Annotated in this window: 20 protein-coding genes; 9 read left to right on the plus strand and 11 right to left on the minus strand. The window is 64.6% G+C overall.

The features are described from left to right. The first annotated feature begins 9 nt into the window (after nucleotides 1-9). From SCA01S_RS07980 to SCA01S_RS07990, 3 genes are read left to right on the plus strand one after another with little or no spacing between them, the layout of a single operon-like run. Nucleotides 10-1,335, plus strand: a complete 1,326-nt coding sequence (locus SCA01S_RS07980; protein ID WP_062784584.1) for an acyclic terpene utilization AtuA family protein — start codon at nucleotides 10-12, stop codon at nucleotides 1,333-1,335. Beyond that, the gene (locus tag SCA01S_RS07985) at nucleotides 1,335-1,643 is read left to right on the plus strand and encodes an AtuA-related protein (protein ID WP_062784586.1); all 309 of its coding nucleotides are present in this window, start codon (nucleotides 1,335-1,337) and stop codon (nucleotides 1,641-1,643) included. The genes SCA01S_RS07980 and SCA01S_RS07985 overlap by 1 nt, the downstream gene beginning before the upstream one ends. Beyond that, nucleotides 1,636-3,618: an alpha/beta hydrolase domain-containing protein gene (locus SCA01S_RS07990; RefSeq protein WP_062784588.1), complete on the plus strand. Its 1,983-nt coding sequence runs from the start codon at nucleotides 1,636-1,638 to the stop codon at nucleotides 3,616-3,618. The genes SCA01S_RS07985 and SCA01S_RS07990 overlap by 8 nt, the downstream gene beginning before the upstream one ends. Nucleotides 3,619-3,697: 79 nt before the next feature. Here SCA01S_RS07990 and SCA01S_RS07995 read toward each other — a convergent pair whose 3' ends face one another. Both SCA01S_RS07995 and SCA01S_RS08000 read right to left on the minus strand, forming a co-directional pair. Then, nucleotides 3,698-6,340 carry a TonB-dependent receptor gene (locus tag SCA01S_RS07995; protein WP_022676570.1) on the minus strand — a complete coding sequence of 881 codons (2,643 nt, stop codon included), beginning with the start codon at nucleotides 6,338-6,340 and terminating at the stop codon, nucleotides 3,698-3,700. Nucleotides 6,341-6,433: 93 nt separating this feature from the next. Beyond that, nucleotides 6,434-8,905, minus strand: a complete 2,472-nt coding sequence (locus SCA01S_RS08000) for a glycoside hydrolase family 3 protein (RefSeq protein ID WP_245652493.1) — start codon at nucleotides 8,903-8,905, stop codon at nucleotides 6,434-6,436. 227 nt (nucleotides 8,906-9,132) lie between these two features. On the opposite strand from SCA01S_RS08000, the gene SCA01S_RS08005 reads away from it, so the two are divergent. After that, nucleotides 9,133-10,140, plus strand: a complete 1,008-nt coding sequence (locus SCA01S_RS08005) for a LacI family DNA-binding transcriptional regulator (RefSeq protein WP_281191335.1) — start codon at nucleotides 9,133-9,135, stop codon at nucleotides 10,138-10,140. A gap of 23 nt (nucleotides 10,141-10,163) precedes the next feature. Here the strand turns inward: SCA01S_RS08005 and SCA01S_RS08010 are convergent, their stop codons facing one another. Then, nucleotides 10,164-11,426 carry a glycoside hydrolase family 6 protein gene (locus SCA01S_RS08010; RefSeq protein WP_245652494.1) on the minus strand — a complete coding sequence of 421 codons (1,263 nt, stop codon included), beginning with the start codon at nucleotides 11,424-11,426 and terminating at the stop codon, nucleotides 10,164-10,166. 104 nt (nucleotides 11,427-11,530) lie between these two features. Further along, complete coding sequence (locus SCA01S_RS08015; protein ID WP_062784592.1) at nucleotides 11,531-13,327, minus strand: tannase/feruloyl esterase family alpha/beta hydrolase; 1,797 nt, start codon at nucleotides 13,325-13,327, stop codon at nucleotides 11,531-11,533. A 119-nt stretch (nucleotides 13,328-13,446) separates the two neighbouring features. Between SCA01S_RS08015 and SCA01S_RS22530 the strand changes: the two genes are divergently transcribed. Continuing rightward, nucleotides 13,447-13,863 (plus strand): MarR family winged helix-turn-helix transcriptional regulator, encoded by a 417-nt coding sequence (locus SCA01S_RS22530; RefSeq protein WP_158271964.1) that lies wholly within the window; start codon nucleotides 13,447-13,449, stop codon nucleotides 13,861-13,863. 45 nt (nucleotides 13,864-13,908) lie between these two features. Here SCA01S_RS22530 and SCA01S_RS08025 read toward each other — a convergent pair whose 3' ends face one another. The 5 genes from SCA01S_RS08025 to SCA01S_RS08040 form a co-directional block, all read right to left on the minus strand. Then, a complete protein-coding gene (locus SCA01S_RS08025) occupies nucleotides 13,909-16,197 on the minus strand; it encodes a TonB-dependent receptor (RefSeq protein WP_062784594.1) in 2,289 nt (762 codons plus the stop codon). A gap of 302 nt (nucleotides 16,198-16,499) precedes the next feature. Further along, nucleotides 16,500-16,769 carry a hypothetical protein gene (locus SCA01S_RS08030; RefSeq protein ID WP_108350172.1) on the minus strand — a complete coding sequence of 90 codons (270 nt, stop codon included), beginning with the start codon at nucleotides 16,767-16,769 and terminating at the stop codon, nucleotides 16,500-16,502. A gap of 67 nt (nucleotides 16,770-16,836) precedes the next feature. Then, nucleotides 16,837-17,034, minus strand: coding sequence for a hypothetical protein (locus SCA01S_RS22140; RefSeq protein ID WP_157088895.1), 198 nt, complete (start codon nucleotides 17,032-17,034; stop codon nucleotides 16,837-16,839). Nucleotides 17,035-17,175: 141 nt separating this feature from the next. Continuing rightward, a complete protein-coding gene (locus SCA01S_RS08035; RefSeq protein ID WP_062784596.1) occupies nucleotides 17,176-17,955 on the minus strand; it encodes a sulfite exporter TauE/SafE family protein in 780 nt (259 codons plus the stop codon). Between the two features lie 2 nt (nucleotides 17,956-17,957). Further along, the gene (locus SCA01S_RS08040; RefSeq protein ID WP_062784598.1) at nucleotides 17,958-18,482 is read right to left on the minus strand and encodes a rhodanese family protein; all 525 of its coding nucleotides are present in this window, start codon (nucleotides 18,480-18,482) and stop codon (nucleotides 17,958-17,960) included. Between the two features lie 184 nt (nucleotides 18,483-18,666). Here SCA01S_RS08040 and SCA01S_RS08045 point away from each other — a divergent pair, with 184 nt between their 5' ends. Continuing rightward, nucleotides 18,667-19,539 carry an MBL fold metallo-hydrolase gene (locus SCA01S_RS08045; RefSeq protein WP_084390874.1) on the plus strand — a complete coding sequence of 291 codons (873 nt, stop codon included), beginning with the start codon at nucleotides 18,667-18,669 and terminating at the stop codon, nucleotides 19,537-19,539. A gap of 18 nt (nucleotides 19,540-19,557) precedes the next feature. Here SCA01S_RS08045 and SCA01S_RS08050 read toward each other — a convergent pair whose 3' ends face one another. Together SCA01S_RS08050 and SCA01S_RS08055 are read right to left on the minus strand one after the other, a co-directional pair. Beyond that, nucleotides 19,558-20,646, minus strand: a complete 1,089-nt coding sequence (locus tag SCA01S_RS08050) for an MBL fold metallo-hydrolase (protein ID WP_084390853.1) — start codon at nucleotides 20,644-20,646, stop codon at nucleotides 19,558-19,560. 138 nt (nucleotides 20,647-20,784) lie between these two features. Beyond that, nucleotides 20,785-21,354: a MarR family winged helix-turn-helix transcriptional regulator gene (locus tag SCA01S_RS08055; RefSeq protein ID WP_167542873.1), complete on the minus strand. Its 570-nt coding sequence runs from the start codon at nucleotides 21,352-21,354 to the stop codon at nucleotides 20,785-20,787. 151 nt (nucleotides 21,355-21,505) lie between these two features. Here SCA01S_RS08055 and SCA01S_RS08060 point away from each other — a divergent pair, with 151 nt between their 5' ends. The 3 genes from SCA01S_RS08060 to SCA01S_RS08070 are packed head-to-tail and all read left to right on the plus strand — an operon-like array spanning nucleotide 21,506 to nucleotide 24,174. Next, on the plus strand, nucleotides 21,506-22,003 hold the full coding sequence (locus SCA01S_RS08060) for a DUF3237 family protein (RefSeq protein WP_054131201.1): 498 nt from the start codon (nucleotides 21,506-21,508) through the stop codon (nucleotides 22,001-22,003). Further along, nucleotides 22,003-23,676: a CocE/NonD family hydrolase gene (locus SCA01S_RS08065; RefSeq protein ID WP_062784604.1), complete on the plus strand. Its 1,674-nt coding sequence runs from the start codon at nucleotides 22,003-22,005 to the stop codon at nucleotides 23,674-23,676. Before SCA01S_RS08060 ends, SCA01S_RS08065 begins: the two co-directional genes overlap by 1 nt. A gap of 3 nt (nucleotides 23,677-23,679) precedes the next feature. After that, nucleotides 23,680-24,174: a DUF3237 domain-containing protein gene (locus SCA01S_RS08070; RefSeq protein ID WP_062784606.1), complete on the plus strand. Its 495-nt coding sequence runs from the start codon at nucleotides 23,680-23,682 to the stop codon at nucleotides 24,172-24,174. The last annotated feature ends 71 nt before the right edge of the window (nucleotides 24,175-24,245 follow it).

Below are 24,245 nucleotides of genomic sequence, written 5' to 3' on the forward strand. Positions count from 1 at the left end.
GAGACATGCATGAAAACCATACGCATCGGTGCCGGTGCCGGCTTTGCCGGGGATCGGATCGAGCCGGCCGTTGAACTGGTCGAACAAGGCGAACTCGATTTCCTGTGCTTTGAATGCCTGGCCGAACGCACTATCGCGCTGGCGCAACTGGCGCGCCAGCGTGATCCGGCCGCGGGCTATGACCCCCGGCTGGAGCGGCGCATGCGCGCCGTGCTGGGCCCGGCCATGGCGCGCGGTGTGCGCATCGTGTCCAACATGGGCGCGGCCAACCCGCTCGCCGCCATGGAAGCCGCGCTCGCCGTTGCGCGTGAGCAGGGCCTGACCGGCATCCGCATGGCGGCGGTGCTGGGTGACGATGTGCTGGCCAGCATCGCGGGCGAAGACCTCCCCCTGCTGGATCGCGCGGGATCGCTGTCCGATCTCAAGCCGATTTCCGCCAACGCCTATCTCGGCGCGTTTCCCATTGCCCAGGCGCTGGCCGAAGGGGCGCAGGTGATCTTCACCGGGCGGGTGTGCGACCCGGCGTTGTTTCTCGGGCCGATGATCCATGCGTTCGGCTGGGCCGAAGACGATTGGACGCGGCTGGCAGGCGGCACTGCCATCGGCCATCTGCTGGAATGCGCTGGCCAGCTGACCGGCGGCTATTTCGCCGATCCCGGCTACAACGATGTGCCGGGCCTGGCCCGCCTGGGCTTTCCCCTGGCCGAAGTGAACGAAGATGGCACGGCCATGCTCACCAAGGTTGCCGGCACGGGTGGGCGCCTCTCGCTCGCCAATGCGCGCGAACAGGCGATGTACGAAATCCTTGATCCAGCCCGCTATCTTCAGGCCGATGTGGTGGCAGACTTCACCACGCTGAACTTGGCCGAGGCAGGCCCGGATCGCATTGCCGTATCGGGCGCGACCGGCCACCCCCGCCCCGAAAGCCTCAAGGTATCGGTCGGTTATCGCGACGGCTTCATTGGCGAAGGGCAGATCAGCTACGCCGGGCCCGGCGCCTTGGCGCGCGGCCAGCTGGCGCTCGATATCGTGGCCGAGCGGGTGGCGATGCAGCGCCTGGCGGTGGATGATATCCGCTATGACCTGATCGGCGTGAATGCCGTCAATGCCACCGGCCGCGCGCCCGAACCGGCCGAAGTGCGCGCGCGCGTTGCCGCCCGCTGCGCCGATCGCGCCACGGCCGCCGAAATTGGTGCGGAGGTCGAGGCGCTCTATCTCAATGGCCCGTCGGGTGGTGGGGGCGTGACCACCACCCTGCGCGAAGTGGTCGCGGTTGCCTCCGTCCTCGTTCCGCGCGGCGCGGTTGCGCCCTCCATCGTTCATGGAGTGAGTTGATGCGACTTCGTGATCTGGCCCACGCCCGCACGGGCGACAAGGGTGATACCTCGCAGATCTGCGTGTTTGCCCGCGGCCCGGCGCAGTTCAGCCAGTTGGAGCGCGCGCTGACGACTGAGAGGGTTGCCGCCCATCTTGCCGCGCTGCGCCCGCGCCGGATCGAACGGTTCGTGCTGCCCAACTTTCAGGCCGTGAATTTCGTGCTGCATGGCGTGCTTTCGGGCGGCGTCACCCGCTCCCTCGCGCTCGATGCCCATGGCAAGACGCTGGGCGCGCAACTGCTGGATATGGAGATCGCCGATGCGTAGGATCTGCTTCCTCGGCGGGGCTGCCCTGCTTGCCCTGGCCACCAGCGCGCAGGCGCGGGTTACCGCCATCCATATTGAGACGCGCACCCCCGCCCCCACCAAGCCGGGCGAGCGCCCCTACGAGATCATCACCGGCACCTTCGATGGTGATGTATCGCCAACGCGCGATGCGATCATCGCCGACATTGCCCAAGCCCCGCGCCAGGCCAACGGCCGCATCGGCTATAGCGCCACGTTTGCCATCGCCCGCCCCCTGGTGCGCGGCAGCGGCGTGCTGTTCTACGACGTGCCCAACCGGGGCAATGGCAAAGTGGCCCCCGATGAAGATGGCCACATCCGCGTGATCAGCGGCTGGCAGGGTGACCTGGCGCCCGCACCCGGCCTGCAAACTGCCACCGTGCCCGTGGCCAAGGGCCTGACCGGGCCGGCGCTGGCCCGCGTGACCGATCTTTCCGGCAGCACCTGGGGCCTGACCGGTGGGATCGGCCGCCCCGTACCGCGCCCGCTTCCGGTCGATCTCGATCCCGCGCACGCCAGGCTCTATCGCCAGGCCAGCGACGCTGCGCCGCTGGAGCCGATTGCTCCCAGCCAATGGGCCTTTGCCGATTGCCGCACCACGCCGTTTCCCGGCACGCCCGATCCCGCGCGCATCTGCCTGAAGGGCGGCTTTGACCCGGCGCTTGCCTATACGCTGGTCTATCAGGCGCGCGATCCGCTGGTTCTGGGCATTGGCTTTGCCGCTACGCGCGATCTCGTCAGCTTTCTGCGCCATGCGGCGGCCGACGACCATGGCACGCCCAATCCCCTTGCCGGCCAGGTGCGCTGGAGCGTGGTCAGCGGCACCTCGCAATCGGGCAATTTCGTCAAGAGCTTCATCAACCTTGGCTTCAACCAGGATGAAGCGGGCCATCGCGTGTTCGACGGTGCCAATCCCAACATCGCGGCACGCCAGGTGCCGCTCAACCTGCGCTTTGCCGTGCCGGGCGGGGCCGCAACCCTGTTCGAGCCGGGCAGCGAAGGCACCTTGTGGTGGAGCCGCTATGCCGATCGGGTGCGCGGCCGGGGCACGCACAGCCTGCTCGATCGCTGCACGGCAACACAAACCTGCCCCAAGATCATGGAAACGTTCGGCTCCACCGAACTTTGGGGCCTGCGACTATCCCCAGCGCTGGTCGGCACGGATGCCCGCGCCGATGTGCCGATCCCGGCCAACGTGCGGCGGTATTACTTCCCTGGCGTGACCCATGGCGGTTCCTACACCGGCGGCATCTCGCTCGATGGTGACAAGCCCTGGCCCGGCGCGCCGGTCTGCGCATTGCCCAACAATCCCAATCCATCGCTGCCGACGATGCGCGCGCTGATGAAGCGGCTGGTGGCATGGGTCAGCACCGGCCGCGCGCCGCCGCCCAGCCAGTATCCCACGCTGGCCCATGGCGATCTTGTCCCGCCCCATGCCGCCGCCATGCACTGGCCAGCCATCCCCGGCGCGCCGGTGCCGGACGGCAAGATGAACGATCTGCTCGATTACGATTACGGCCCCGGGTTCGACTATCCCGATCTGTCTGGCGTGATCACACAGCAGCCCCCGGCGATCCGCCGCACCATCCCCTCGCTGGTGCCGCGCGTGGACCGCGATGGCAACGAAACCGGCAGCGGCGTCCCTTCGGTGCAGCATCTCGTGCCACTGGGCACCTATCTGGGCTGGAACGTGCTGGCCAAGGGATATGGCGCGGGCGGACCCTGCGGCTTCGCCGGTGGTTTCATTCCCTTTGCCGCCACCAAGGCGGAACGCCTTGCCAAGGGCGATCCGCGCCTGTCGCTGGAAGAACGCTATGGCAGCCACGCCGGCTTTGTCGCGCGGGTCCGGTCCGTTGCGGCGCAGCGCGTGCGGCAAGGCTGGCTGCTGCCCGACGATGCCGCGCGCCTTGTCGCAGAAGCGGAAGCCAGCGCGGTGCTGTCGTCAGCCTCGCGATAAACGCTGGCACAATTCCGCCCGCAAAAAGGCCCGGCCTGCCGTGTGGCAAGCCGGGCCTCTTGCTGCGCTCAGAACCCGATCAGAACGTCAGGCGCAGACGCGCGCCATAGGTGCGGGCGTCGTTGAGGAAGCGAATGTTGAGCGCGGAGCCCGCCAGTTCCTTTTGCGACGCCTGAACGTTAAGCAGGTTGCTGGCCCATGCCTCGATCCGCACGTTGTTGACCTGGTAACCTGCGCCCAGGTTCAGCGTGACAAAGCCGGGCTGACGGTCCGGGAAGCCGGCCTGGAGCGCGGTCTGGCGCGTGCCGTTCAGGAACACGACGTCCTTGTTGTTGAACTGCGTCAGGTAATAGGCCGAGCGATAGTTGGCCAGAACCTGCCAATCGAAGCGGCCACGGCCCACATCGATCCACTGCGCGATATGCGCGCTGACGTTGACCTTTGAGGCCAGCGGCAGCTGGTTGCCAACCAGGCTGATCAGCGGCGACTTGCCACCCGCGCTGTTATCCAGCGCGCGCACGTCCGCGACTTCGCCATTGGTGATGCGGGTATCGAGGTAAGCCGCATTCACGTCGACCGAGAAGTGGTAGGGCAGCGCCACGCGAAATTCGGCTTCAGCGCCGAACAGGCGCGAGGCGCCGATGTTGCGGTTGACCAGCGAATAGCCGTTGCACACGTTCGGCGTCTGCGTGGTGTCGAGGTTGATGCAGGTCAGGTCCTGGAAGACCTGGTCCTTGTAGTCGTAATAGAAGCCGGTGAGGTTGAACACCGCGCGGCGGCCCATCACGTCAAACGTGTTGCGGCTGCCAACTTCGTACACGATCAGCTTTTCCGGACGATAGGTTTCCGGCACGGTCGAACCGTTGAAGCTGTCGTTGAAACCGCCCGCCTTGTGGCCGGTTGAAACCTTGCCATAGACCATGTGGCCGGTGCTCAGGTCATACTCGAAACCAAGGCGCCAATCGGCATACTTGAATGCAGCGCTGCCCACCTGCTGGCCGGGGATGGTCAGATTGGCATAGCTGAAACCGCCGTTGGTGTTGGTCGGGCAGGTGACAAAGCCGTTGTCGATATCAGGCCGGGTAAAGCAGTTGCCGGCCGGATTGGTGCCATTGGCAATGGCGCCGATCTGGTTGATCAGCGTGTCGCGCGCACCGGGCGAGGCGATACCCTGGATCAGGAACTGCGCCATGCCCTGCGGGGTGTTGATCTTGGACACGTCGAAATTCGGGCGGCTGAGCAAGGCTGGCACAAAGCCTTCGGTGCCAAGGCGCGTGGCGAGACAGCAGGCATAGTTGGCGCCGCCCAGCGTCAGCGCCCAGTTGCCACCGATGCCATAGCGCGACTTGCTTTCCTCGGTATAGCGGATGCCGCCCAGAACACGCAGGCGATCAGCCACGTCATAGGTGCCGTCGGCATAGAACGCATGGCTCTTGCCGCGCACGTCAGGCATCGTGAATTCGGTGCCCGAATAGCAGCAATAGCCGCGATCGGCGAGCGCGAGATAGCCAACCTGCTGGTCTTCGTTGAAATAGAACGCGCCCAGGTTCCAGCGGAAGCGCTGGCCCTTCTTGGCAAAGACGCGCAGTTCGAAGACTTCGCTCTGCGACTTGGTTTGCCAGAAGTTGCCCGAGAAATTGTCGTACTGCTCGGTCGCCAGGTTGCGGCCGGGGTAATCGATGCCATCGCTCGACGCGTTGACCTGGTTGAAATCGACCGAGCGGTAGCTGCCGGTCAGTTCCATGCCCACCTTGTCGAAATCATAGGCAATCTTGCCCTGAACGCCCCACAGCTCGTTGGTCATCTTGCCCTGGAGCCCGCGATAGACCACGCGGCGCAGGTCCAGGTCGCTGGCCGTCAGGCCAGTGGCTTCAACCGCGCTGTAGATGTTGGCGCCCGGATAGCCGGTGCCGGTTTCCTTGCCATAATCGCCGATCACCGAAATGGTCAGGCGGCTGGTCGGCTCCCACAGCATCGACAGGCGGCCGGCATAGTTCTCTTCCAGACCAGCGGGCTTGAGACCGATCGCTGGTGCGCCGGTCGAGACATTGCGGAAACCATAGTCGCGGTTGACGTAATAGCCTGCCGCGCGGATCGCGAAGTTCGACGCGATCGGGATATTGACGGCGCCTTCGGCCGCATAGGAATTGCGGTTGCCGAATTCGGCCTGGATATAGCCGGAATAGCTGTCAAATTTGGGCTTGGCGGTGATGATGTTGAGCGTACCGGCCAGCGCATTGCGGCCATAGAGGGTGCCCTGCGGCCCCTTGTTCACTTCCACCCGTTCAAGGTCATAGAACATCAGACCCAGGCCGCGCGGGCGCGGAATGTAGGTGCCGTTGAGGTGCGGCGCTGCGCCGGGATCGCCCAGTTCGGTGTTGTTGGCCGAGCCGACGCCGCGGATGAAGATTTCGACATTGCCTTCCTGGTTGGCAATGCTCAGCCCCGGTACGGCCTGCTGCAACTGGCGCAGTTCGACGATGCCGTCCTTGCGCAGCTGGTCCGATCCCAGCGCCTGGACCACGCCGGAAACATCCTGCAGGTTCTGCTCGCGGCGGTTGGCGGTGACGATGATGTCGCCCGGACCATCCTTGGGCTGCGCAGCCGCTGCCGGCTTGGCGGCCGACTGATCAGCGGGCGCTTCCTGCGCAAGGGCCGGCGCTGCCGCGCAAGTCGAAAGCAGCGCCAGCACCATGCTGCGCTTCCAGATTCCCCTGTTCATGTATTCCTCTCCTGACTGGATGGCGATTGAATGAAATGTCGATTGGTTCATGGGTCTTGGACCGGTGCCGCGCCGCTCCCTGGCGCGGCGCGGTCAGTTGCAGGTCAGCACCGGCCCGACCGGCGATACGATCCGCGCTGACGATAGCGTGACGGTCATCGCGCCACTGGTGGACAGCGCGATCGGCACGGTCACCTTGCTCATGTCCACGCCGGCCTTTTCAAAGCAGTGCAGCGGAATGGCGAGGCGCGACCACTGGCCGGCCTGCACCGCTTTGAACATGCCACCTACGGGAAAGCCGCCGGCGCATTTGTCACCACTGCATTGCATCAGCAGGTTCACATCGGCGGTGGGCGCAGCATCGACGCGGAATTCCAGTTCCACCGCCAAGCCGCCATTACTCTCGCGCGTCAGATTGACGGGCGCGTCCCCGGCAATCGCGGCCATGGCGGGGCCAGCGCCGGTCCAGTGCAGCCGCACCGAATCCTCTTGCGCGTGGTGATCGGCGGGGCGCGCATCGATCAATTCCGGGCCAGGATTGGTGGACAGCGCCCCGGGCGCCCCCAGTAGCAACTGCCGCCCTGCGCCGGGACGTCCGGCGGCGTACAGGACGCCGGGATCAGCCGCCGCGACCGTAGCGCGCGCTTCGGGCAGCGGTGCCAGATCGCCAGGCTGGCCATATTTCAGGCCAAAGCCATAGGGGAACAGCGGATTGTAATCCTTGTCACCCACGTTGACGGCGGTCTGATCGCTCGAACGCGGCCAGCTATAGGGCAAGGTGCCGCGAAAATCGGCCTTGCCGAACAATACGTCGGCAATGCCGCCGCCTTCGGAACCCGGTAGCCATGCCGCGACAAAGGCATCGGCGGCATTGAGGAACGGGTTTACCCACATCGCCCGGCCCGACAGGAACACCGCCACCGTCGGCACGCCAGCGCCCTTGAGGCGGCGCAGCAGGGCCAGGCTGCGTGCATCGTCAAAGCCGACATCGGGGCGATCACCCTGGAATTCGGCATAGGGGTCTTCGCCAAAGACCACGATGGCCACGTCAGGCTTCTTGGTAAAGCTGCCGTCGGCCGAAAGCGTGGCCGAACCGCCCGCCGCCTTTACCTGTTCGGCAATGCCAGACCAGATCGATTGGGCATGGGGGAAATCGGCCGGCTTGGTTCCGGTGCCCTGCCAGCTCAAGGTCCAGCCGCCGGTCTGCTTGGTCAGGTTATCCGCGCCATCGCCCGCCATCAGGACATTGGACATAGGCTTGAGCGGCAGCAACTGCCCGGCGTTCTTGAGCAGCACCAGCGATTCCCGCACGGCCTGGCGGGCTACGGCGCGATGCTCCGCGCTGCCCAACAGGTCGAATTGGCCGCCAAAGGGCCGGCTCGACGGCTTGCCGGCTTCAAACAGGCCGGCGCGCAGCTTCACGCGCAGGATGCGCCGCACGGCATCGTCAAGCCGCGCCATGGGCAGCGAGCCATCGCGCGCATGGGCCAGCGTGCTTTGCCACAGCGCTTTCCAGCTATCGGGCGCCATATACATGTCGAGGCCGGCCTTGGCGGCCTGGACGCAATCGGTGGCGGTGCAGCCGCTCACCTGGGCGTGGCCGTTCCAATCGCCCACCAGAAAGCCGTCAAAGCCCCAGCGCTGCTTCATCACCCCGGTCAGCAGCGACTGATTGCCGTGCATCTTGGTGCCGTTCCAGCTGGAAAAGCTCACCATGACCGACTGCACCCCGGCATTAAGCGCGGGAATGTACGGCGCACTGAAGGTATTGATCAGGCCGGCTTCCGAAATCCGCGTGTCGCCCTGGTCCTTGCCGCCATAGGTACCGCCATCGCCCAGAAAATGCTTGGCTGTGGCGATGATGTGCGGGCCGCGCAGCCAGTCCTTGTCACCGATCTTGCCTTGCAGCCCTTCGATCAGCGGAGCGGCATAGGAGGCGGCGATCTCCGGCGCCTCGCCAAAGCCTTCATAGGTGCGGCCCCAGCGATCATCGCGCACGATCGCCAACGTCGGGGCGAAAGTCCAGTCGAGCCCGGTAACGCGCATTTCCTTGGCCGTGACGGCGCCGATGCTGCGCAGCAATTCCGGGTCGCGCGCGGCGCCCAAACCAATGTTGTGCGGGAAAAGCGTTGCGCCGACCACGTTGTTGTGGCCGTGGACGGCATCACTGCCCCACATGATCGGGATGCGCGGCAGATTGCCGCTGGGCGCCATCGACGCTTCGTAGAACGCATCGGCCAGCGCCAGCCAGTCCTTGGCTGGCGCGTTGTAACGCCCACCGGGATCGGAATTACCGCCGTTCAGCACTGAACCGAGATGATAGCGACGCACGTCGTCGGGCGTGGTGCTGGCAATATCGCCCTGGATGATCTGCCCGACCTTTTGCTCAAGCGACATGGTCGCAAGCAACGCGTCGATCCGCTTTTCCATCGCGATGTCGAGCGCGATTCGCCCTTCACGCTGCGGCCAGAGGTCAGGATGCGCCGCGCCAGCGCCGTCGCTTACCCCTGCCTGTTGCGCACGGGCGGCCGGCACGAGTGCCGCAACCATCGCCACAGATGCCATCCGCAGCGCCAAGCCCTTGCGTCCCCTCACTCCCATGAAACCCCTCCTGATGTCGTACCGGCCCTGCTGCGCGGAACTGACAACGTTTACCGTCTTCCTGACAACGTTTACCGGCGGACATCGACAGAAGTCAAGAGACCCGCTAAGAAACCCGTCGCTCCCAAAGGTACCGATTGGACAGCAGCAGCACGGAGGCCCACATTTCCAGGCGTACGACGATCATCGATGTGGCCAAGATGTCCGGCGTTTCGCCCAAAACGGTCTCTCGCGCACTCAATGACGAACCGCATGTCAGCGCGCGCGTCCGGCAACTGGTCAAGGATGCGGCCGCCAAGCTCGACTATCACCCGAATCTGACCGCGCAGAGCCTGATCGCACGGCGTAGCTTCCTGATCGGGCTGACCTATGAACGGCCGAGCCCGAGCTACGTCGTCGATCTGCAGAACGGCGCGCTGGATCGGATGCACAACGGGCGTTACCGGCTGGTGGTGCTGCCGTTCAACCACGCGTCGGAACGGCCAGAGGAACTGGGCAAACTGCTGTTACGCACGGGCTTGGACGGCGTGCTCTTGGCGCCGCCAGCCTGCGATCAAATCGAACTGCTCGACCTGCTTGATCGCCAAGGGTTGCCCTACGCGCGGATCACCCCGCAAAAGGATCTTGCACGCGGGATCGTCATCACCATGGATGAAGTCGCCGCCGGCCAGGCCGTGGCGTCACACGTGCTGGACATGGGCCACAGCCGCGTGGGGATCATCCTGGGTGACCCGGCGCACGCCGCCAGCCTCGCCCGCCTGGAGGGGTATCGCCGCGCCTTTGCCGAGCACGGCAAAATCCTGGACGAGAACCTGATCGTCACCGGCGATTTCACGTACGCTGTGGGCTATGATGCAGCGCTCGATCTCTTGCGCCGCGATCCGGCACCGACTGCGATTCTGGCGCAGAACGACGACATGGCCGCCGCCGCACTCGCGGCCGCGCGCGCGCTGGGGCTTGCGGTGCCCGATGACCTGTCGATCGCCGGATTTGACGATTCGGAAGTGTCACGTACCGCTTGGCCGCAATTGACCACGGTACATCAACCCGTCAGCGCGATGGCCTGGGATGCGGCCGACCGGCTGATCGCCCGGCTCGATGCCACGCACGAAGGCCCCGCTCTCGATCAGCGCCACGAGCATGCCCATGCGCTGCTGGTGCGCGGCTCAACCGCGCCACCGCCTGCTTACCAAGAGTAGTCCCACTTCCCAGCCCCGCGTGCCTATTCCACGCCGGGACGCGCCAGCGTAATCAACTCGCGGGCCTGCTGCGCAAACCACGCGCCGGCTGCAGGCGCAACCATGCCCCGTTCGGGATCGCCCGGCCCGGCGGTGCCGCGATAACACTGGCCATCGGACTCACCGGGAATCTTGATCCACAGGAACGCGTCGATGTACGGATCGTCGCTGGCCAGGGTCGGCCGGCGGCCCAGCCCGCGTTCGGGCGGATTGCACCACACCTCTGCATCGCGATAGCGCCCCGGCTTGGGCACCCATCCGCCCTGGCCATTGCGGCTGGTATCGAGCACGGCATGCTTTTGCGCCTGCGGATCGCGTTTCAGGTGCAGGCGCCAGAACAAGGTATCATAGGCAGCGTCCACATCCGCCCATGCGCCCGGATAGTCGCGCGCGCCGGTGATCGGCGTGCCAGGGCACTCGCGCGGGCTGAGCCCCCCTTGCGAGACCAGCGCCATGCAGTCGCTGACCCAGCGGGCGTACCGCTTGAGCCGGGTATCGCTCTCATAGTTCGACACGTTGAGGAAGAACCCCCGCGCCTTGCCTGCGTCGGCCAACAGGAGGCGTGCGGCAATTTCGCCGGGGGCCAGCCAGCTGCTGCCGCCCCCATCCATGTAGAGTTGCACACCTGGCAAAGCCGAAAGCACGGCCGCAGCGTCGCGCAGCTGGCGATAGCGTTCGACCGTCGCCTTGGCATCCATGCCTGCCGGCCGGCAGCTTTCCGCCTGCCCGGTCAGCGTGGTGTTCCACGGGATCACGCCCAAACCGTCTGGCTCGAGAATGACGATGGCCCGGCCATTGCCGATGCCTGCGGCAAGGCCGCGAATCCACGCAGCATAGGCCGCACTGTCTGCTGCCCCGCCGGCGGAATAGAGCGCGCAGTCCCGGAACGGAATGTTGTAGGCCACCAACACCGGAATCGCGCCTTTTGCTGCGGCATCGCCGACCAGTTTGTGCGCCTCTGCCTGCACCTCTTCGGGGGTGCCGCTGGTCAGCCACGTGCCAGTGGGGAACCGCGCGATCAGGCGCGCGTCCTGCTCCGCCTGTCCGGTCAGCCCCTTGGCCGCCCGCACAACGGTGCTGTCGGGATTGACGTAGAGCGGCTGGTTCGAACCATGCGCCATGGTGCTGCCACCCAGCACCATGGCAAGCGAGGCAGCAAGCAGCGCCCGCGCGCCGATCCTTTGGGCGCGGCGGCGAAGAGAGGCATTGGAGTGGAAACCCATGTCTGCTCCGATAAACGAGGTCATGGCCGAGTGATACAAACCTAACGCACGACTGACAACGTTTTCCGTCACACTTTAGCCAGGTACATTGGGCTCGATGTTGCGCAGCAAATCCCCGGTCGTCGCCGTTACCGGCAGACTGACGAAGCCGCGCTTTCGCTGTTGCCTGCGCGTGCATGCGGCCATTGCGGATAGGGGCACAGCAGGCGGGTGCGCCCTGGCCACGGGCTGTCCTCACCGGCCGTGGCGGTGATCGCCTGCGGCGCAATACCCTTTTCGCGCCAAGCGACCAGCGACGAGAAGATATCGAACCGATCGGTTGCCGGGCCACCGCGCCCGTGGTTCATGCCCGGAACCGCGTAAAAACGGATGAAGCGTGCAGAGTTGCCGTGCTCATGCCTGTCCACTGCGGACAGCCAGCGGATCGTATCGAGCACCGAAAACACCGGATCGCTGACACCGTGGAACACGATGATCTTGCCGCCACGCCGATAGAACGGCGAAAGATCGGTTGCGTCGGCATGCATGAAATCCACCGGCGCTTCGTGCAATGTGCCCCATTTGACATGCGCTGCGCGATAGGCCTCGTCAATGTCGGCGCTCAGCGCATAGCGGGTCAGCGAGGTGACATCGGCCGCCACGTCGAGCGGCGGCGAGCGGAAGACTGCCGAATTGGTAGGCGCGCCCAGGCGCAGCAAGGCGCCGTTGTTGATGGGTGAGGCATACCCCCCCATTTTCCAGATCCGCCAACCCTGCGTCACGCCATGGGCCGTGGCTGCACCAATGCCGGCATCCCACGCCCATTCGGAATAGATTGGCTTGCCATCACGGGTGCGCGGCCCACCCATCACCTTGCGCAGCGCCGCAACCTGCATCGGCAGCAGGCACGTGGCAGTCTTGAGTACCGGATCGTCGCTTGGGCAGGTGATCTTGGCCAGTTCGGGCACGACGCGCGCCGTGGTGCATGCGGTAAAATGCTCGATCATGCCATCGCTGCGCCCGTCGAGCGCATCGCAGGCCTTCAGGATCGCGCCCTGCGCCAAGAGAATGTCCTGGTCGCTCATCGCCTTGTTGACGAGTGGCAAGCCATCGTTGCCCAATTGTCCCATGGCCTTGGCGACAGCGCCAAAGGCCTGTCCATCCCACAGCTGTGCAATGGACGCATAGGCCAGATGAAAGCCCGGATACCCAATCAGCGCGGCGTCGAATTCCTGCGGGAAACGCTGCACCGCCATCATCGCTTCCTGGCCGCCCTTGGAGCCGCCAACGAAATAGGTGAACGCTGGCGCGCGGCGATAATAGGCCTGGATCAAGGCCTTGCCGGCCCTGACCACCGGGCCGATATAGCCAAAGCCATAATTGTGCCGAGCCAGGGCGTCATGCCCGAACGTCACGATGCCTTGACGCGCAGGATCGTCGTTGACTGCGTTGTCGTGCCCGGAATCTGACGAAACGACGGCATAGCCCTGTGCCAGTGCGGTCACGCCCGGCTGGCTGGAAAAGCCGCCCGCCGCATCGCCCAGGTTGCCATCAGACCCACCGCCGCCCTGGAACACAAAGCGGCCGTTCCACGCGGCGGGCAGGCTCATGTGAAACTTGATCGCATAGATTTGCCCATTGGCACCCGCGCGTTCCTGCAGCTTGCCGATCACTTCGCAATGCGCTGGCATTGCCGGGATCGCAGCAGCCGGGCGGGCGCCATCCGCCACCGGCATCTCCTGTGCCGTTGCCGCACGAAAGACGGCCAGCGACAGCGTGGTGGATGCATCGGGAAACGTGGCTTTGGCCAAGGCGGCACAGTCCTGTGCGGAAGGGGCCTGTGCGGAAGGAGCCTGCGTGGACTGGGCCTGCGCCGCACGCGCTGGGCCGATCCCGGCGAGCAGAATTGCCAAGGTCAACGGGGCCATCGCCAGATTGTGCTTCATCGCCACTCCTTTGCTCGGTGCTTGATCGCCATCGCGTTATGCTAAATAACATACCCTGTGCGGGGCAAATTCCGCCGCTCCGCTTGCCCAGGCGGCATCAGATCGAGATGAACATTTCCATGGACAATCCGTTTCTCGCCTATCCCGGCTATCTTCTGCGCCGCGCCGCCAGCAGCCGCCTGGCCCAATTGGCGCAACATCTCGAGCCAATGGGCGTGGGCGTATCGGAAGCCTCGATCCTGGTGCTGATCGGCCGCAATCCAGGACTGTCACAAGCCGAATGCGGGCGCCTGCTGTCGATCAAGCGCCCCAACCTCAACCCGATCATCCGCCGCTTTGTGGAACGGGGACTGGTCGTGACCGGGCCGGGCCGCGGCCGCATCCAGACTTTGCACCTCAGCCCAGCCGGAACAAACCTGGCCGAACGCATCGTGGCAGAATTTTCCGCCCATGAAGCGCGCATCTATGCCGCGGTGCCAGAGCATCTCAAGGCCGAACTGGTGCCTTTGCTGCGGGCATTGTGGTGCCCGCCATAATGCTTTCCCGGCAGGGCAAGCGCCCCGCCGGGAAGAGACGCACCATCAGAACGTCTTGCTGAAGCGCACGCCATATTCGCGCGGCGCGCCATAGAGTTCGTTCTTGCCGTTCTGCCCGGCGACATAGAACTTGTTGGCCAGGTTGGTGCCATAGACCTCGGCCTTGAAGCCCCCCATGTCGAGCGTGATGCTGCCCTGGAGCAACCCGCGCGCCGCGATCAGGTCGGTAGCCGCCTGATAGGTGGGATAGGCCCACTGCGACCCGATGTAAGCATAGCCCAGGCGCGGGGTCAGCGTGCGTTCACCACCCAGGTCGATGCGATAGGCGGCTGACACGTTCCACGTCCACTTCGGGCTGTAGAGGTTCGGCCCGCCCGACGTGCTCGTGATCACATAGTTGAAGCAGCCGTTGCCGACCGTGCCCGGCGTGCCTGCCGGATTGCACTGCGGCGTGCTTACACCAGCCGGGATCGCCCACTTGTTGACGAGCGAGAGCGCGCTGAGCGAACTGTCGACGAACGATAGGCCACCATCCACCGACAGGGCATCGAACTTGCCCTGGAAGCTGGCCTCAAACCCTTTGATGTCGGAGTTGGCGAGATTGACCACGCCGCTCTGGCCCGACAGCGGATTGATCACGTCCATCTGGAAGTTGTTGTACTTCATGTAGAACGCGCCGATCTGCGTCTTCAACCGGCGATCGAAGAAGCTGGATTTCCAGCCCGCTTCATAGTCCCACACCGTTTCCGGGCGGAAGCTGCCGCCCGGCGGGTTGATGCCGCCATTCTTGTAACCGCGCGCGGCAAAGACAAACAGCAGGTTGTCGGCATCGGGCTTGAAGTTTAGCGCGAGCTTGCCGGTCATGCGGCCATCGCCCTCGTTACCGGTCTGCGGCACCAGCACCGAGGCACCTACCGGCGGCACCGTCATCACCTGGGTGATGGTGGAGCCCGGCGCGGCGCGATAGACCGCGCCAAAGCCATCAACGTGGAAATGCGAATAGCGCAAACCGGCATCGACCGAGAACTTGGGCGCCAACTGATAGCTGGCCTGCCCGAATACGCCCAGCAACACCTTGTTGGTCATCGGCTGGGGCAGTGTGGTGAACGCGCCGTTGGTGCTGTTCCAGTTGCGCAGATCAATCTTGTTGCGCTGCGCATAGCCGCCCAGCACATACTTGAATGCGCCGCTGTCGGGCGAGATGATGTTGATTTCCTGGCTGTAAACGCGCTCGCGCACGTTGTTGGCGCCAACCACCTGGTTCTGCACCTTGCCCAGCGCAGCCAGCGCGGGATAGCTGGCCCAGTTGGTGGGGTTGATCGAGGTGGCGTCGGTTTCCGACACAGCCGCCAGGCGCTTGTTCTGATAGGCCGTGACCGAGCGCAGCGTCAGCCCGCCATCGAACTGGTACTTCGCTTCCAGCATCGTGGTGAAGGCACGCTCGAAGTTGGCGACCGGCGAGTCATAGCTCACCGTCCAGGGCGTGTTGGTGCGGCCCACGACATAGGGATTGTTGGCCAGCGTGGTGTTGATCGGCTGCAGCGCAAAACCGCCCGTGCGCCGCTGGACGGCTTCCACCTTCAAATTGGCCTGAAATCCGCCGAGCTTCCACAGGGCCTGCACACGACCGTCGATTTCATTAAGCCGTTCAGGCTGGTTCTTGGCCGGCCCGATATCCTTGAACCAGGCATCATGGCGATTGAACAGGCCAGAAGCACGGATGGCGAACTTATCACCCACTGGCAGGTTCAGCGCGCCGTTGATGCCGGCATTGTTGTAATTGCCGTAATTGGCGCTGGCATAGCCACCCAGCTTGCCCAGCTGCGGACGCTGCGTGGTGAGGTAGACGGCGCCACCGGTGGAATTGGCACCCGACAGCGTGCCCTGCGGACCGCGCAGCACTTCCGCGCCAGCCATGTCGTAGAACTGCCCGTTTGACACGATCGGGGTCTGGAACACGCCATCGATATAGGTGGCGACGCCGTTGGTTACCTGCGGCGAAGCGGAAGCAAGCCCGATGCCGCGAATGTTGAAGCTGTCGGTGATGCCGGAACGCGAAATGGTGATGCCGGGCGCGGCGGTCTGCAAATCGAGCGCACGGGCCACGCGCTTTTCGGTCAGGGCGTCACCCGAAAGTGCCGTCACGGCGATGTTAACGCTCTGCACGCTTTCACGACGGCGCTGCGCGGTGACGACGATGTCCTTGACGTCGGGATCGCTCGGGGCAGCGGAAGCCGATGCAGCGGCTGGCTGTTCCTGCGCATCGGCAGCGAACGCCGGGATCGCGCAAAGGGCCGAGGTGCCCAGCAAAGCGCACGCCAGCCATGGTTTCATTCGATATGCAGTCATTTTCCCTCTCCAAACCTGCAACGCGTTTCGCGCCATCAAGTTATGTTATATAACATATTATAGTGATGATCCAGAGGCTCATTGGAGCGCCCGCAAGAGATTTTCAGCTGTGGCTGCTTGGCAACACCGTCGAAAGCCAGCCTCAGCTGACTGGGGGAGCAGGCTTGGCGATTCCTCCGACCGGCGGCTGATCCCGATTCAAGGCAGTGCCGCATCACGCATAAACTCAACCTGTTCAGATACATGAGCTGGACTACAGCAGTTGCCCCCAGGCACCAGCGGTTCTTTCACGAACTGGCCACGGGCCAGAACAGGATCGCCGTGCCGTCCCGGGTGACCAGGCGCGATCCCTGGTTGTAATAGTCGATCGCGATCGGCAGGCCGAACAGCCGCCGCATCAGCGCATAGCCGGGCATGATCTCGAGCTTGGCCCGCTCGGCCAGCAGCCGGTGCCAGTCCGTCTCGGTCAACCACCAGCGCACGGGTTGAAATTCTTCAGCCCTTCCCCGTGCCGCCGTGCCATGGAAGAGGTATTCGGCGCGCTCGAGAATGCTCATGCGGCCAGTTCCACACCGCGCGTGTACCAGGCAGTGCCTGCCCCGGCCACACGGGACTGCAGACGCGTCACGACGATCGACGGCGCGTTCTGAGCGCCTGCACGAAAAACAGTCCGGCCGCGCCAGCAACCAAGATGGCACTGCCGCGCCCTGCAAAGGCGATAGCCGCATCGGCAGCCGGCCGGGCATGCGCCGCCATCACCAGCGCAACGATGAACAAGGCTATGCTCGATGCCAGCATGACCGCAACTGTGCGTCTGATCATGGTGCTTGGCTCCGGTTTCAGGCGAGCCAGTGTACGGACCGGCCAGAACGCCTGCTACCGCTATTGCCGAAGGTCATCGCGCTTTGGCCCAAAATCGACGGGCAAAATGCGATGGTGCGAACCGCTATGGAACAGCGCCGGTCAGAGCGAGGACAGCGTCACATAGGTGCCCACCGCGATGACCACGGCGGCAAACCCGCGCTCTAGCAGCCCCTTGTGCGTACCGATGATCTTGCCGAGCGCGATGCCCGCCATCGTACCGATGACGCCACCGGCAACCAGCAATGCCGTCACGTTCCAATCCACCAGCCCTGACAGGGCGTACGATGCCGCAGTGGTGAAGCCCAGCGCGCTGACCACGGCGAGCGACGTGCCGATGGCAAGCGGCAGCGGCATGGCGGTGGCCAGAATCAGCCCCGGCACGATCAGAAACCCGCCGCCAATGCCAAAAAAACCTGCAGCCAGGCCAACCGCAAAGCCAATCGGAACCAGGCGCGGCAACAGCTTTGCCGCGCTTTCGAGGGTCAGCCGCACGTCGGGCGCCTCCTGCCCACGCCGCTTGCGCAACATCAACAGGCCCACGCCGATCATCAACAGCCCGAACAGCACCAGCAACCGTTTGCCGTCAACAGCCTTGCCCAGTTCGGCACCCAATGCCGCGCCTGCCATGCCCGACAGGGCAAAGACGCTGGCACAGCGCCACTTCACCCGCCCGCCGCGCGCATGACCGACCAAACTGGCCAGCGCATTGACGGTGACAGCGACAGCGGCGGTGCCGATGGCGGCGTGCGGCGAACCAATCCGCACGACATAGACCAACAGCGGCACGGCCAGAATCGATCCCCCTCCCCCGACCAGGCCAAGGATCAGACCGATCACGCCGCCCGACAGGAGCGCTGCGAGGACAGTGGCGGAGTGCATGATCACCGCAAGACACCAGCCCGCCGGTTCCATGGCATCACCCGCAGCAGATGGGCCATGCCGCACCATCCCGTCACGCCGGCAAACATCAGCCCTGCGCCCACGAACGCCGACAGCGCGAAAAAGCCCGGCGCGACGAGCCCGCCAAGCAGCACCCCGGCCAGCACCAGCGCGCCCGCGGTAATCTGCACCTGGCGCATGATCTCCAGCGGCTGCGCCCGGTCGATCACCGTAGGGTGGCCAGCCTGCCGCCAGGCGTCGATCCCGCCGCCAAGAATGAAGGCAGGTGCGCCCCCGGCTGCGGCGGCGAGCTGGGCTGCGTTGGCGGCAGTCCGCATTCCTGACTTGCAGTGGAACACGACTGGCCGATCGTCCCGCGGCAGATCGCCGATGCGGTCCAGCGGGATGTTGACGGCACCGGGAATACCCTCGTGCGCGTGTTCATCGGCGCCGCGCACATCGATCAGACGCGCGCCAGTATCGATCGCGGCGCGGGCATCTAGGGGGGAAAGGTTGGCAAGCGTCATCGCATCACTCCTTGCAGCATCAGCCGGCGTGCATTGCCGAGCGCCTCAAGCGTATCGGTGACCTGCCCGGCCTTGGCCTAGAACGTCGCCAGATCCATCAGGGGCCTGACCATCAGCGCCGTTACATTAGATATTGCTAAAGTAGCATATCCTAATATATTAGCAAGGGCTAACGGAGGAAATGATGGCACAGCCCTTTATCCAGGCGTTCTTCGACGAACCGACCAACACGATCAGCTACCTGGTTGCAGACCCGGCTACGCGCACAGCGGCAGTGATCGACCCCGTGCTCGACTTCGACATGGCTGGCGGCATCGCCGACACGCGCTCGGCCGCGCAGATCCTGGCCTTCGCCCAGGCGCATGACTGGCGGATCGCCATGGTGCTGGAAACGCACGCCCACGCTGATCATCTGTCGGCGGCACCGTTCATCAAGGCACATACCGGCGCCTGGATCGGGATCGGCGTGCATATCCGCGACGTGCAGAAGATTTTCCGGCCCGTGTTCGCCATGGACGATCTCAAGACCGACGGTTCGGATTTCGATCGGCTGTTCGCGGATGGTGAGCGTTTTGCCATCGGGGAACTGGAGGTTGAGGTGCTGCATGTGCCCGGCCACACGCCGGCCGACGTGGCCTATCGCATTGGCGATGCAGCATTCGTGGGCGATACGCTGTTCATGCCCGACTATGGCACCGCACGCGCCGATTTCCCGGGCGGAGACGCCCGCACGCTCTATCGCTCAATCCGCCGTCTGCTGGCCCTGCCCGATGCGACGCGGCTGTTCCTGTGCCACGATTACAAGGCGCCCGGCCGGCAAGACTATCGCTGGGAAACGACCGTGGGCGAACAGCACCGATCCAGCATCCACGTTCACGACGGCGTGAGCGAGGACGATTTCGTCGCCATGCGGGAGCAGCGTGACGCCGGGCTGTCGGTCCCCAAGCTGCTACTCCCCTCGATTCAGGTCAATATTCGGGCCGGCCAATTCCAACCGGCCGACGCGAACGGCGTTACGTATCTGCGCATCCCGGTGAAATGGCAGAAGCGTGGGTAATTCGCCGGTGGAAACCGATCAAAGCGCAACTTTGGTCAGGTCTGCACCCACGATGATCCGCCCTTTGAAAACGCTGCGAATTTCAGCGACGTCCGACGGATCGGTGACGCCAATATGCGTGAGGACCAGGGTCTTTACTCCTGCCGCTGCGGCCAGCTTGCCCACTTCCAGCGGCGAGAGATGTTCGCGGTCCATATGCGGTCGCACAAACGGCGGCACCGCCGCACGATCAGCGTGCGAGGCCATTTCCGAAACCAGAACGTCGGCGCCTTTGGCCAGCGTCGCCACTGCTTGAGAGGGACCGGTATCGCCGGTGAACACGATCGAGTGCCCCTTTGCGTCAAAGCGCAAAGAATATGACTTGTTGACCGCCGCCGGGCTTCCGTCAGGAAAGTCAAAGTGCGTGTTGACCACGGCCGACACACTCACGTTGCCATCGTCGAAGATGGTGCCCGCCCCATATTCATGGGCCACCACGAACTCTGCGGGGGTGTGTTTAAATCCCTGCTCAGCCATGCGGATGCGAGCGTTGGGAACCATGACCTGGGCTACACCCCCGACCAAATCGACGGTGCCAGCCGGGCCATAGACATCAAGACGTGGCGCGCGCAGCGTATAGCTGAAAGATGCCAGCCCTGGCAGCCCGGCATAGTGATCATCGTGCAAGTGGGTGAGGAAAACGATCGGCGCTGCGGGAGCCTGCATTCCTGCCTTGCCCAGTTGATGCACCACTCCTTCGCCCGCATCGACGAGATAATTCCGGCCGCCAATCGTCAGCAGCGTGGCAATGCCAGCGCGATCCGCGCGCGCCAGGGGGCCGCCTGCCGTCCCGAGCAGCAACAGCCCATCTGGCGCTTGCGCGGGGGCGGTGCTGGCCGCCGCCGCTGTTGCCGGCTTGGTGGAGGCAACAGCGCTGCCCGCCATCGCCGCGCAAACCACGACCGCGAGAGTTTTGGCCAGAATTACCTTGCGCATCATTCTGTTCCTTGCGCTGGCAAGCCGCGTCGTAGCGCGTCGCAGCTCAGCGTTTTGAATGTATTGGAGCATTGGGAGAACGTAGCGACACTCGGACTCATGCCTGCCGGAATGACGGATAATCGCCCGCATGCATCCTCTCCTGCACCGCCTTATCGGCCCGCGATACGGCAGCGCGCTATCAGCCAGAAATACATTTTACCTCTGATGCCATTGGATAGGCTTATGGCCAGGTCGAAACGACCGCATGAAACCGCGATGTCGCTGGCTTCACGCCTTCAGCGCATCCGGGTTTGACAGCACGATGCGGCGCATCACCGTGCGCAGTGCGGTGTCGAGTTGGGCGCGGTCTTCGCTCGACAGGTCTTCCAGCCATTCCTCGTACATATGGGTGCGTTCTTCACGCACCATGGCGTAGATCGCCTTTCCTTCCGGCGTCAGCGAGATCAGGCTGCTCTTGCGGTTGCGCGGGTTGGGATCGCGCTGGATCAGCTTGCGCGACTCGAGCGCGGCAACCGCGCGGCTCACCTCGGAACGATCAACAAATGCCGCCTCGGCAATTTCGGCGGCGCTGCATTGCTTCATCAGTTCGACGTGGGAGATGACGCGCCATTCCGCCAGCGACATGGCCGCGCGGTCGCGCACGTGTTGCGAGGTGACGCGGTCGATCATCTTGGCCAGCAGCAGGACCCGATAGGGCAGATGGCTCAGCCCGAACAGCTGCCAGCGCCGCTCTGACGCGGCCAGCATCGCGTGCCCGTCACTCTGGCCCGGCACGAGGGAACTGTCATCCGCGACGCGCGCGTAGCTGGGATTTTCACTGGCGCTGTCCGTGTCCATGCCCATCGCCATAGCCAAAAGAATGCCCCTTGTCATGCCAGACTTGTGGATGTATCAACACCTGACATAGTGAGAAATCAACAACTCGCAAAGCCATTCAGGAGAGGATCGCTTGGCCGAATCCCACCCCCCCGCGCCGGCACACCCCCCGGTGTCGGCGCACCCCCTTGCGTCCGACCATCCGTTCGCGCCGCGCTGCGAATTTGCCTTTACCATCTCGATCGATCTCGCCGGTCTGCGCTGGATCGAACCCTCTGCCATTGGCGATACCCGCGCGGCGATCTATGCGGCCAAGGGCACGATCGAGGGGCCGCGCCTCAACGGCCGGGTGATCCCGATGTCGGGTGGCGATTTCCCGTTGCAGCGCCCCAACGGCGTGATCGACTTCGATGCGCGCTACTTACTCGAAGCCGATGATGGCGCGGTGATCTATATGCAGAACCGCGGTTATCGCTGGGCACGCAGCCCCGAAATCGCGGCGCGCATGGCCCGCAACGAGGACGTGGGCACCGACGATTACTACATGCGCGTGGCGCCCCGGTTCGAAGCGCCCGAGGGGCCTCATGCCTGGATGAGCCAGCACGTGTTCATCGGCGTGGCGGAAAAGATCCCCAACGCCAACCGCATTCACTACTTCGTGGTGCTGTGATGGTTGCGCCCGCGTTCGCCCCGCTCATGCGCCCCGGCAAGGATCCCCATAGCGCGCCGGGCAAGCCGCCCCTGCCGCCGCGCGATCATGCGGTAGAGCATGATGCCGGGCTGGTGATCGAACGCAACGTGGCGATCCCGCTGCGCGATGGCGTGCGCATCTATGCAGATATCTATCGCCCGGCAGGAACGGTGGGCCTGGCAGACCTGCCCTGCCTGCTGTCGTGGAGCCCCTATGGCAAGCACGCCCGCAGCAACCGGGTGTTCTGGCCCCATTCCGGCGTCGATCCCGCCTGGCTTTCACCGCTGACGCCGTTCGAAGGCGCCGACCCCCTCGCCTGGTGCCCACGCGGCTATGCCGTGGCAGTAGTCGATCCGCGCGGCGCCTGGCTTTCCGAAGGGGATTTCCACCACAATGGCGCGGTAGAGGCGCAGGACTGCGCCGATACCATCGCCTGGCTGGCAGAGCAGCCCTGGTCCAACGGCAAGATCGGGATGACCGGGGTCTCCTATCTCGCCGCGATCCAGTTCTGGGTGGCGGCGCTGGCCCCGCCCGCGCTGGCAGCGATCAATCCGTGGGAAGGCTTTACCGACTGGTATCGCGAATTTGCCTATCACGGCGGCATTCTCGAAACCGGGTTCCTGCCCCGCGCGTCGGACAACATCGCCTATTCGCTGGGCCAAACCGAAGACACCTGGGCCAATGCCCAGGCCCACCCGCTCCACGATGCGTTCTGGCAGGGCAAGGAAATCGACCTCGGCGCGATCCGCACCCCTGCCTGGGTCGTGGCAAGCTGGTCTGACCAGGGGCTGCACACCCGTGGCACGCTCGAAGCGTTCAAGGCCATGGCCAGCCCGCAAAAATGGCTGACCGTGCATGGTCAAAAGAAGTGGGCCAACTATTACCGGCCCGAGAGTCAGGCCGGGCGCGAAGCGTTCTTCGATCACTTCCTGCTTGGCCGCGCAACCAGCCTGGCGGCCTGGCCGCGCGTGCGGATCGAAGTGCGCGATCGCCACGATATTGCCGAGTGGCGCGACGAGGCCGAATGGCCGCTGGCCCGCATCGAGCCGACGCCGCTGTGGCTAGGCGCCGACGGTGGACTGGAACTGGCCGCACCGCAAGCGGCAGGCAAAACGGCCTATGACGCGCAAACCGGCAGTGCCGTGTTCGAGCACCGCTTTGCCCAGGATACCGAGATCACCGGCCATGCCGCCTTGCGCCTGTGGGTGGAGGCCGAGGGCGCCGACGACATGGACCTGTTCGTTGCCCTGCAAAAGCATGACGCCACCGGCGCGCCTGTGGGGCAGACCTCCTACGCCTTTTTCGAAGACGGGCCGGTTGCCCTGGGCTGGTTGCGCGCCAGCCATCGCGCCACCGATCCACAGCGCAGCACCGCGCTACAACCGTTTCATCCGCATACGGCCGAGCAGCGCCTGCGCCCCGGTGAAATCGTGCCGGTCGATATCGAGATCTGGCCGTCGTCCACCCGCTTTGCCGCCGGGGAAAGTCTGCGCCTGGTGATCCAGGGGCGTGACATTCCCGACAAAGGCCTGCCCGGCCTGCCTTTTGCCCGTCACGAGCAGACCCGCAATGCCGGGCGCCACGTGCTGCACCTGGGCGCGGCACACCCATCGCACCTGCTGCTGCCGGTTGTTCCGGCCAGGGAGGACTAGGTCATGGACCACGCCGACGATCTTGCGCTGCATGCCGAGCACGCGTTCGATATCCGCATCAATTTCGACAAGCGCTGGGTCTGGCCGATTTCGGGCGGAGCCAGCGCCGGCTACACCTCGGTCGGCGCAGACTGCATCGTGTCGGGGCCACGGCTCAACGGCCGGCTGGTCGATTTCAGCGGCGCGGATTGGCCGATCGTGCGCGCCGACGGCGTGGTCGAGTTGAACGCCCACTACATGATCGAGGCCGACGACGGCGCCCATATCTACATCCACAACCGTGGCTATGTGCACGGACCGCTGCGGCTTCCCGGCATGGCCGACGATGCGCCAGCCATTCCGCGCTATTTCCGCTGCACGCCCTATTTCCGCGCGCCGAACGGGCCGCACGAATGGCTCAACCGCAGCGTGCTGGTTGGGGTCGGCGCGCGGCGGCCGCACGTATCGCCCAGCGATCCGCCCGACCATTCGCTGTTTCGCTATTACCTCGTGCGGTGATCCAGGCGCTCAGCCACCCCCCCTCCGCACGAATGCCATCATCAGAACCATAAACCCCGAACCTGCAATCG

Origin of the sequence: Novosphingobium capsulatum NBRC 12533 (assembly GCF_001598375.1) — a bacterium.
Taxonomy (GTDB): Bacteria; Pseudomonadota; Alphaproteobacteria; order Sphingomonadales; family Sphingomonadaceae; genus Novosphingobium; species Novosphingobium capsulatum.

Excerpts from the sequence above, each read along its gene's own strand:
- SCA01S_RS07980 (WP_062784584.1), top strand. The coding sequence starts at position 10 with ATGAAAACCATACGCATCGGTGCCGGTGCCGGCTTTGCCGGGGATCGG.
- SCA01S_RS07985 (WP_062784586.1), top strand. The coding sequence starts at position 1,335 with ATGCGACTTCGTGATCTGGCCCACGCCCGCACGGGCGACAAGGGTGAT.
- SCA01S_RS07990 (WP_062784588.1), top strand. The coding sequence starts at position 1,636 with ATGCGTAGGATCTGCTTCCTCGGCGGGGCTGCCCTGCTTGCCCTGGCC.
- SCA01S_RS07995 (WP_022676570.1), bottom strand. The coding sequence starts at position 6,340 with ATGAACAGGGGAATCTGGAAGCGCAGCATGGTGCTGGCGCTGCTTTCG.
- SCA01S_RS08000 (WP_245652493.1), bottom strand. The coding sequence starts at position 8,905 with ATGGCATCTGTGGCGATGGTTGCGGCACTCGTGCCGGCCGCCCGTGCG.
- SCA01S_RS08010 (WP_245652494.1), bottom strand. The coding sequence starts at position 11,426 with ATGACCTCGTTTATCGGAGCAGACATGGGTTTCCACTCCAATGCCTCT.
- SCA01S_RS08015 (WP_062784592.1), bottom strand. The coding sequence starts at position 13,327 with ATGAAGCACAATCTGGCGATGGCCCCGTTGACCTTGGCAATTCTGCTC.
- SCA01S_RS22530 (WP_158271964.1), top strand. The coding sequence starts at position 13,447 with ATGGACAATCCGTTTCTCGCCTATCCCGGCTATCTTCTGCGCCGCGCC.
- SCA01S_RS08025 (WP_062784594.1), bottom strand. The coding sequence starts at position 16,197 with ATGAAACCATGGCTGGCGTGCGCTTTGCTGGGCACCTCGGCCCTTTGC.
- SCA01S_RS08030 (WP_108350172.1), bottom strand. The coding sequence starts at position 16,769 with ATGAGCATTCTCGAGCGCGCCGAATACCTCTTCCATGGCACGGCGGCA.
- SCA01S_RS22140 (WP_157088895.1), bottom strand. The coding sequence starts at position 17,034 with ATGATCAGACGCACAGTTGCGGTCATGCTGGCATCGAGCATAGCCTTG.
- SCA01S_RS08035 (WP_062784596.1), bottom strand. The coding sequence starts at position 17,955 with ATGCACTCCGCCACTGTCCTCGCAGCGCTCCTGTCGGGCGGCGTGATC.
- SCA01S_RS08040 (WP_062784598.1), bottom strand. The coding sequence starts at position 18,482 with ATGACGCTTGCCAACCTTTCCCCCCTAGATGCCCGCGCCGCGATCGAT.
- SCA01S_RS08045 (WP_084390874.1), top strand. The coding sequence starts at position 18,667 with ATGGCACAGCCCTTTATCCAGGCGTTCTTCGACGAACCGACCAACACG.
- SCA01S_RS08050 (WP_084390853.1), bottom strand. The coding sequence starts at position 20,646 with ATGCGGGCGATTATCCGTCATTCCGGCAGGCATGAGTCCGAGTGTCGC.
- SCA01S_RS08055 (WP_167542873.1), bottom strand. The coding sequence starts at position 21,354 with ATGGACACGGACAGCGCCAGTGAAAATCCCAGCTACGCGCGCGTCGCG.
- SCA01S_RS08065 (WP_062784604.1), top strand. The coding sequence starts at position 22,003 with ATGGTTGCGCCCGCGTTCGCCCCGCTCATGCGCCCCGGCAAGGATCCC.
- SCA01S_RS08070 (WP_062784606.1), top strand. The coding sequence starts at position 23,680 with ATGGACCACGCCGACGATCTTGCGCTGCATGCCGAGCACGCGTTCGAT.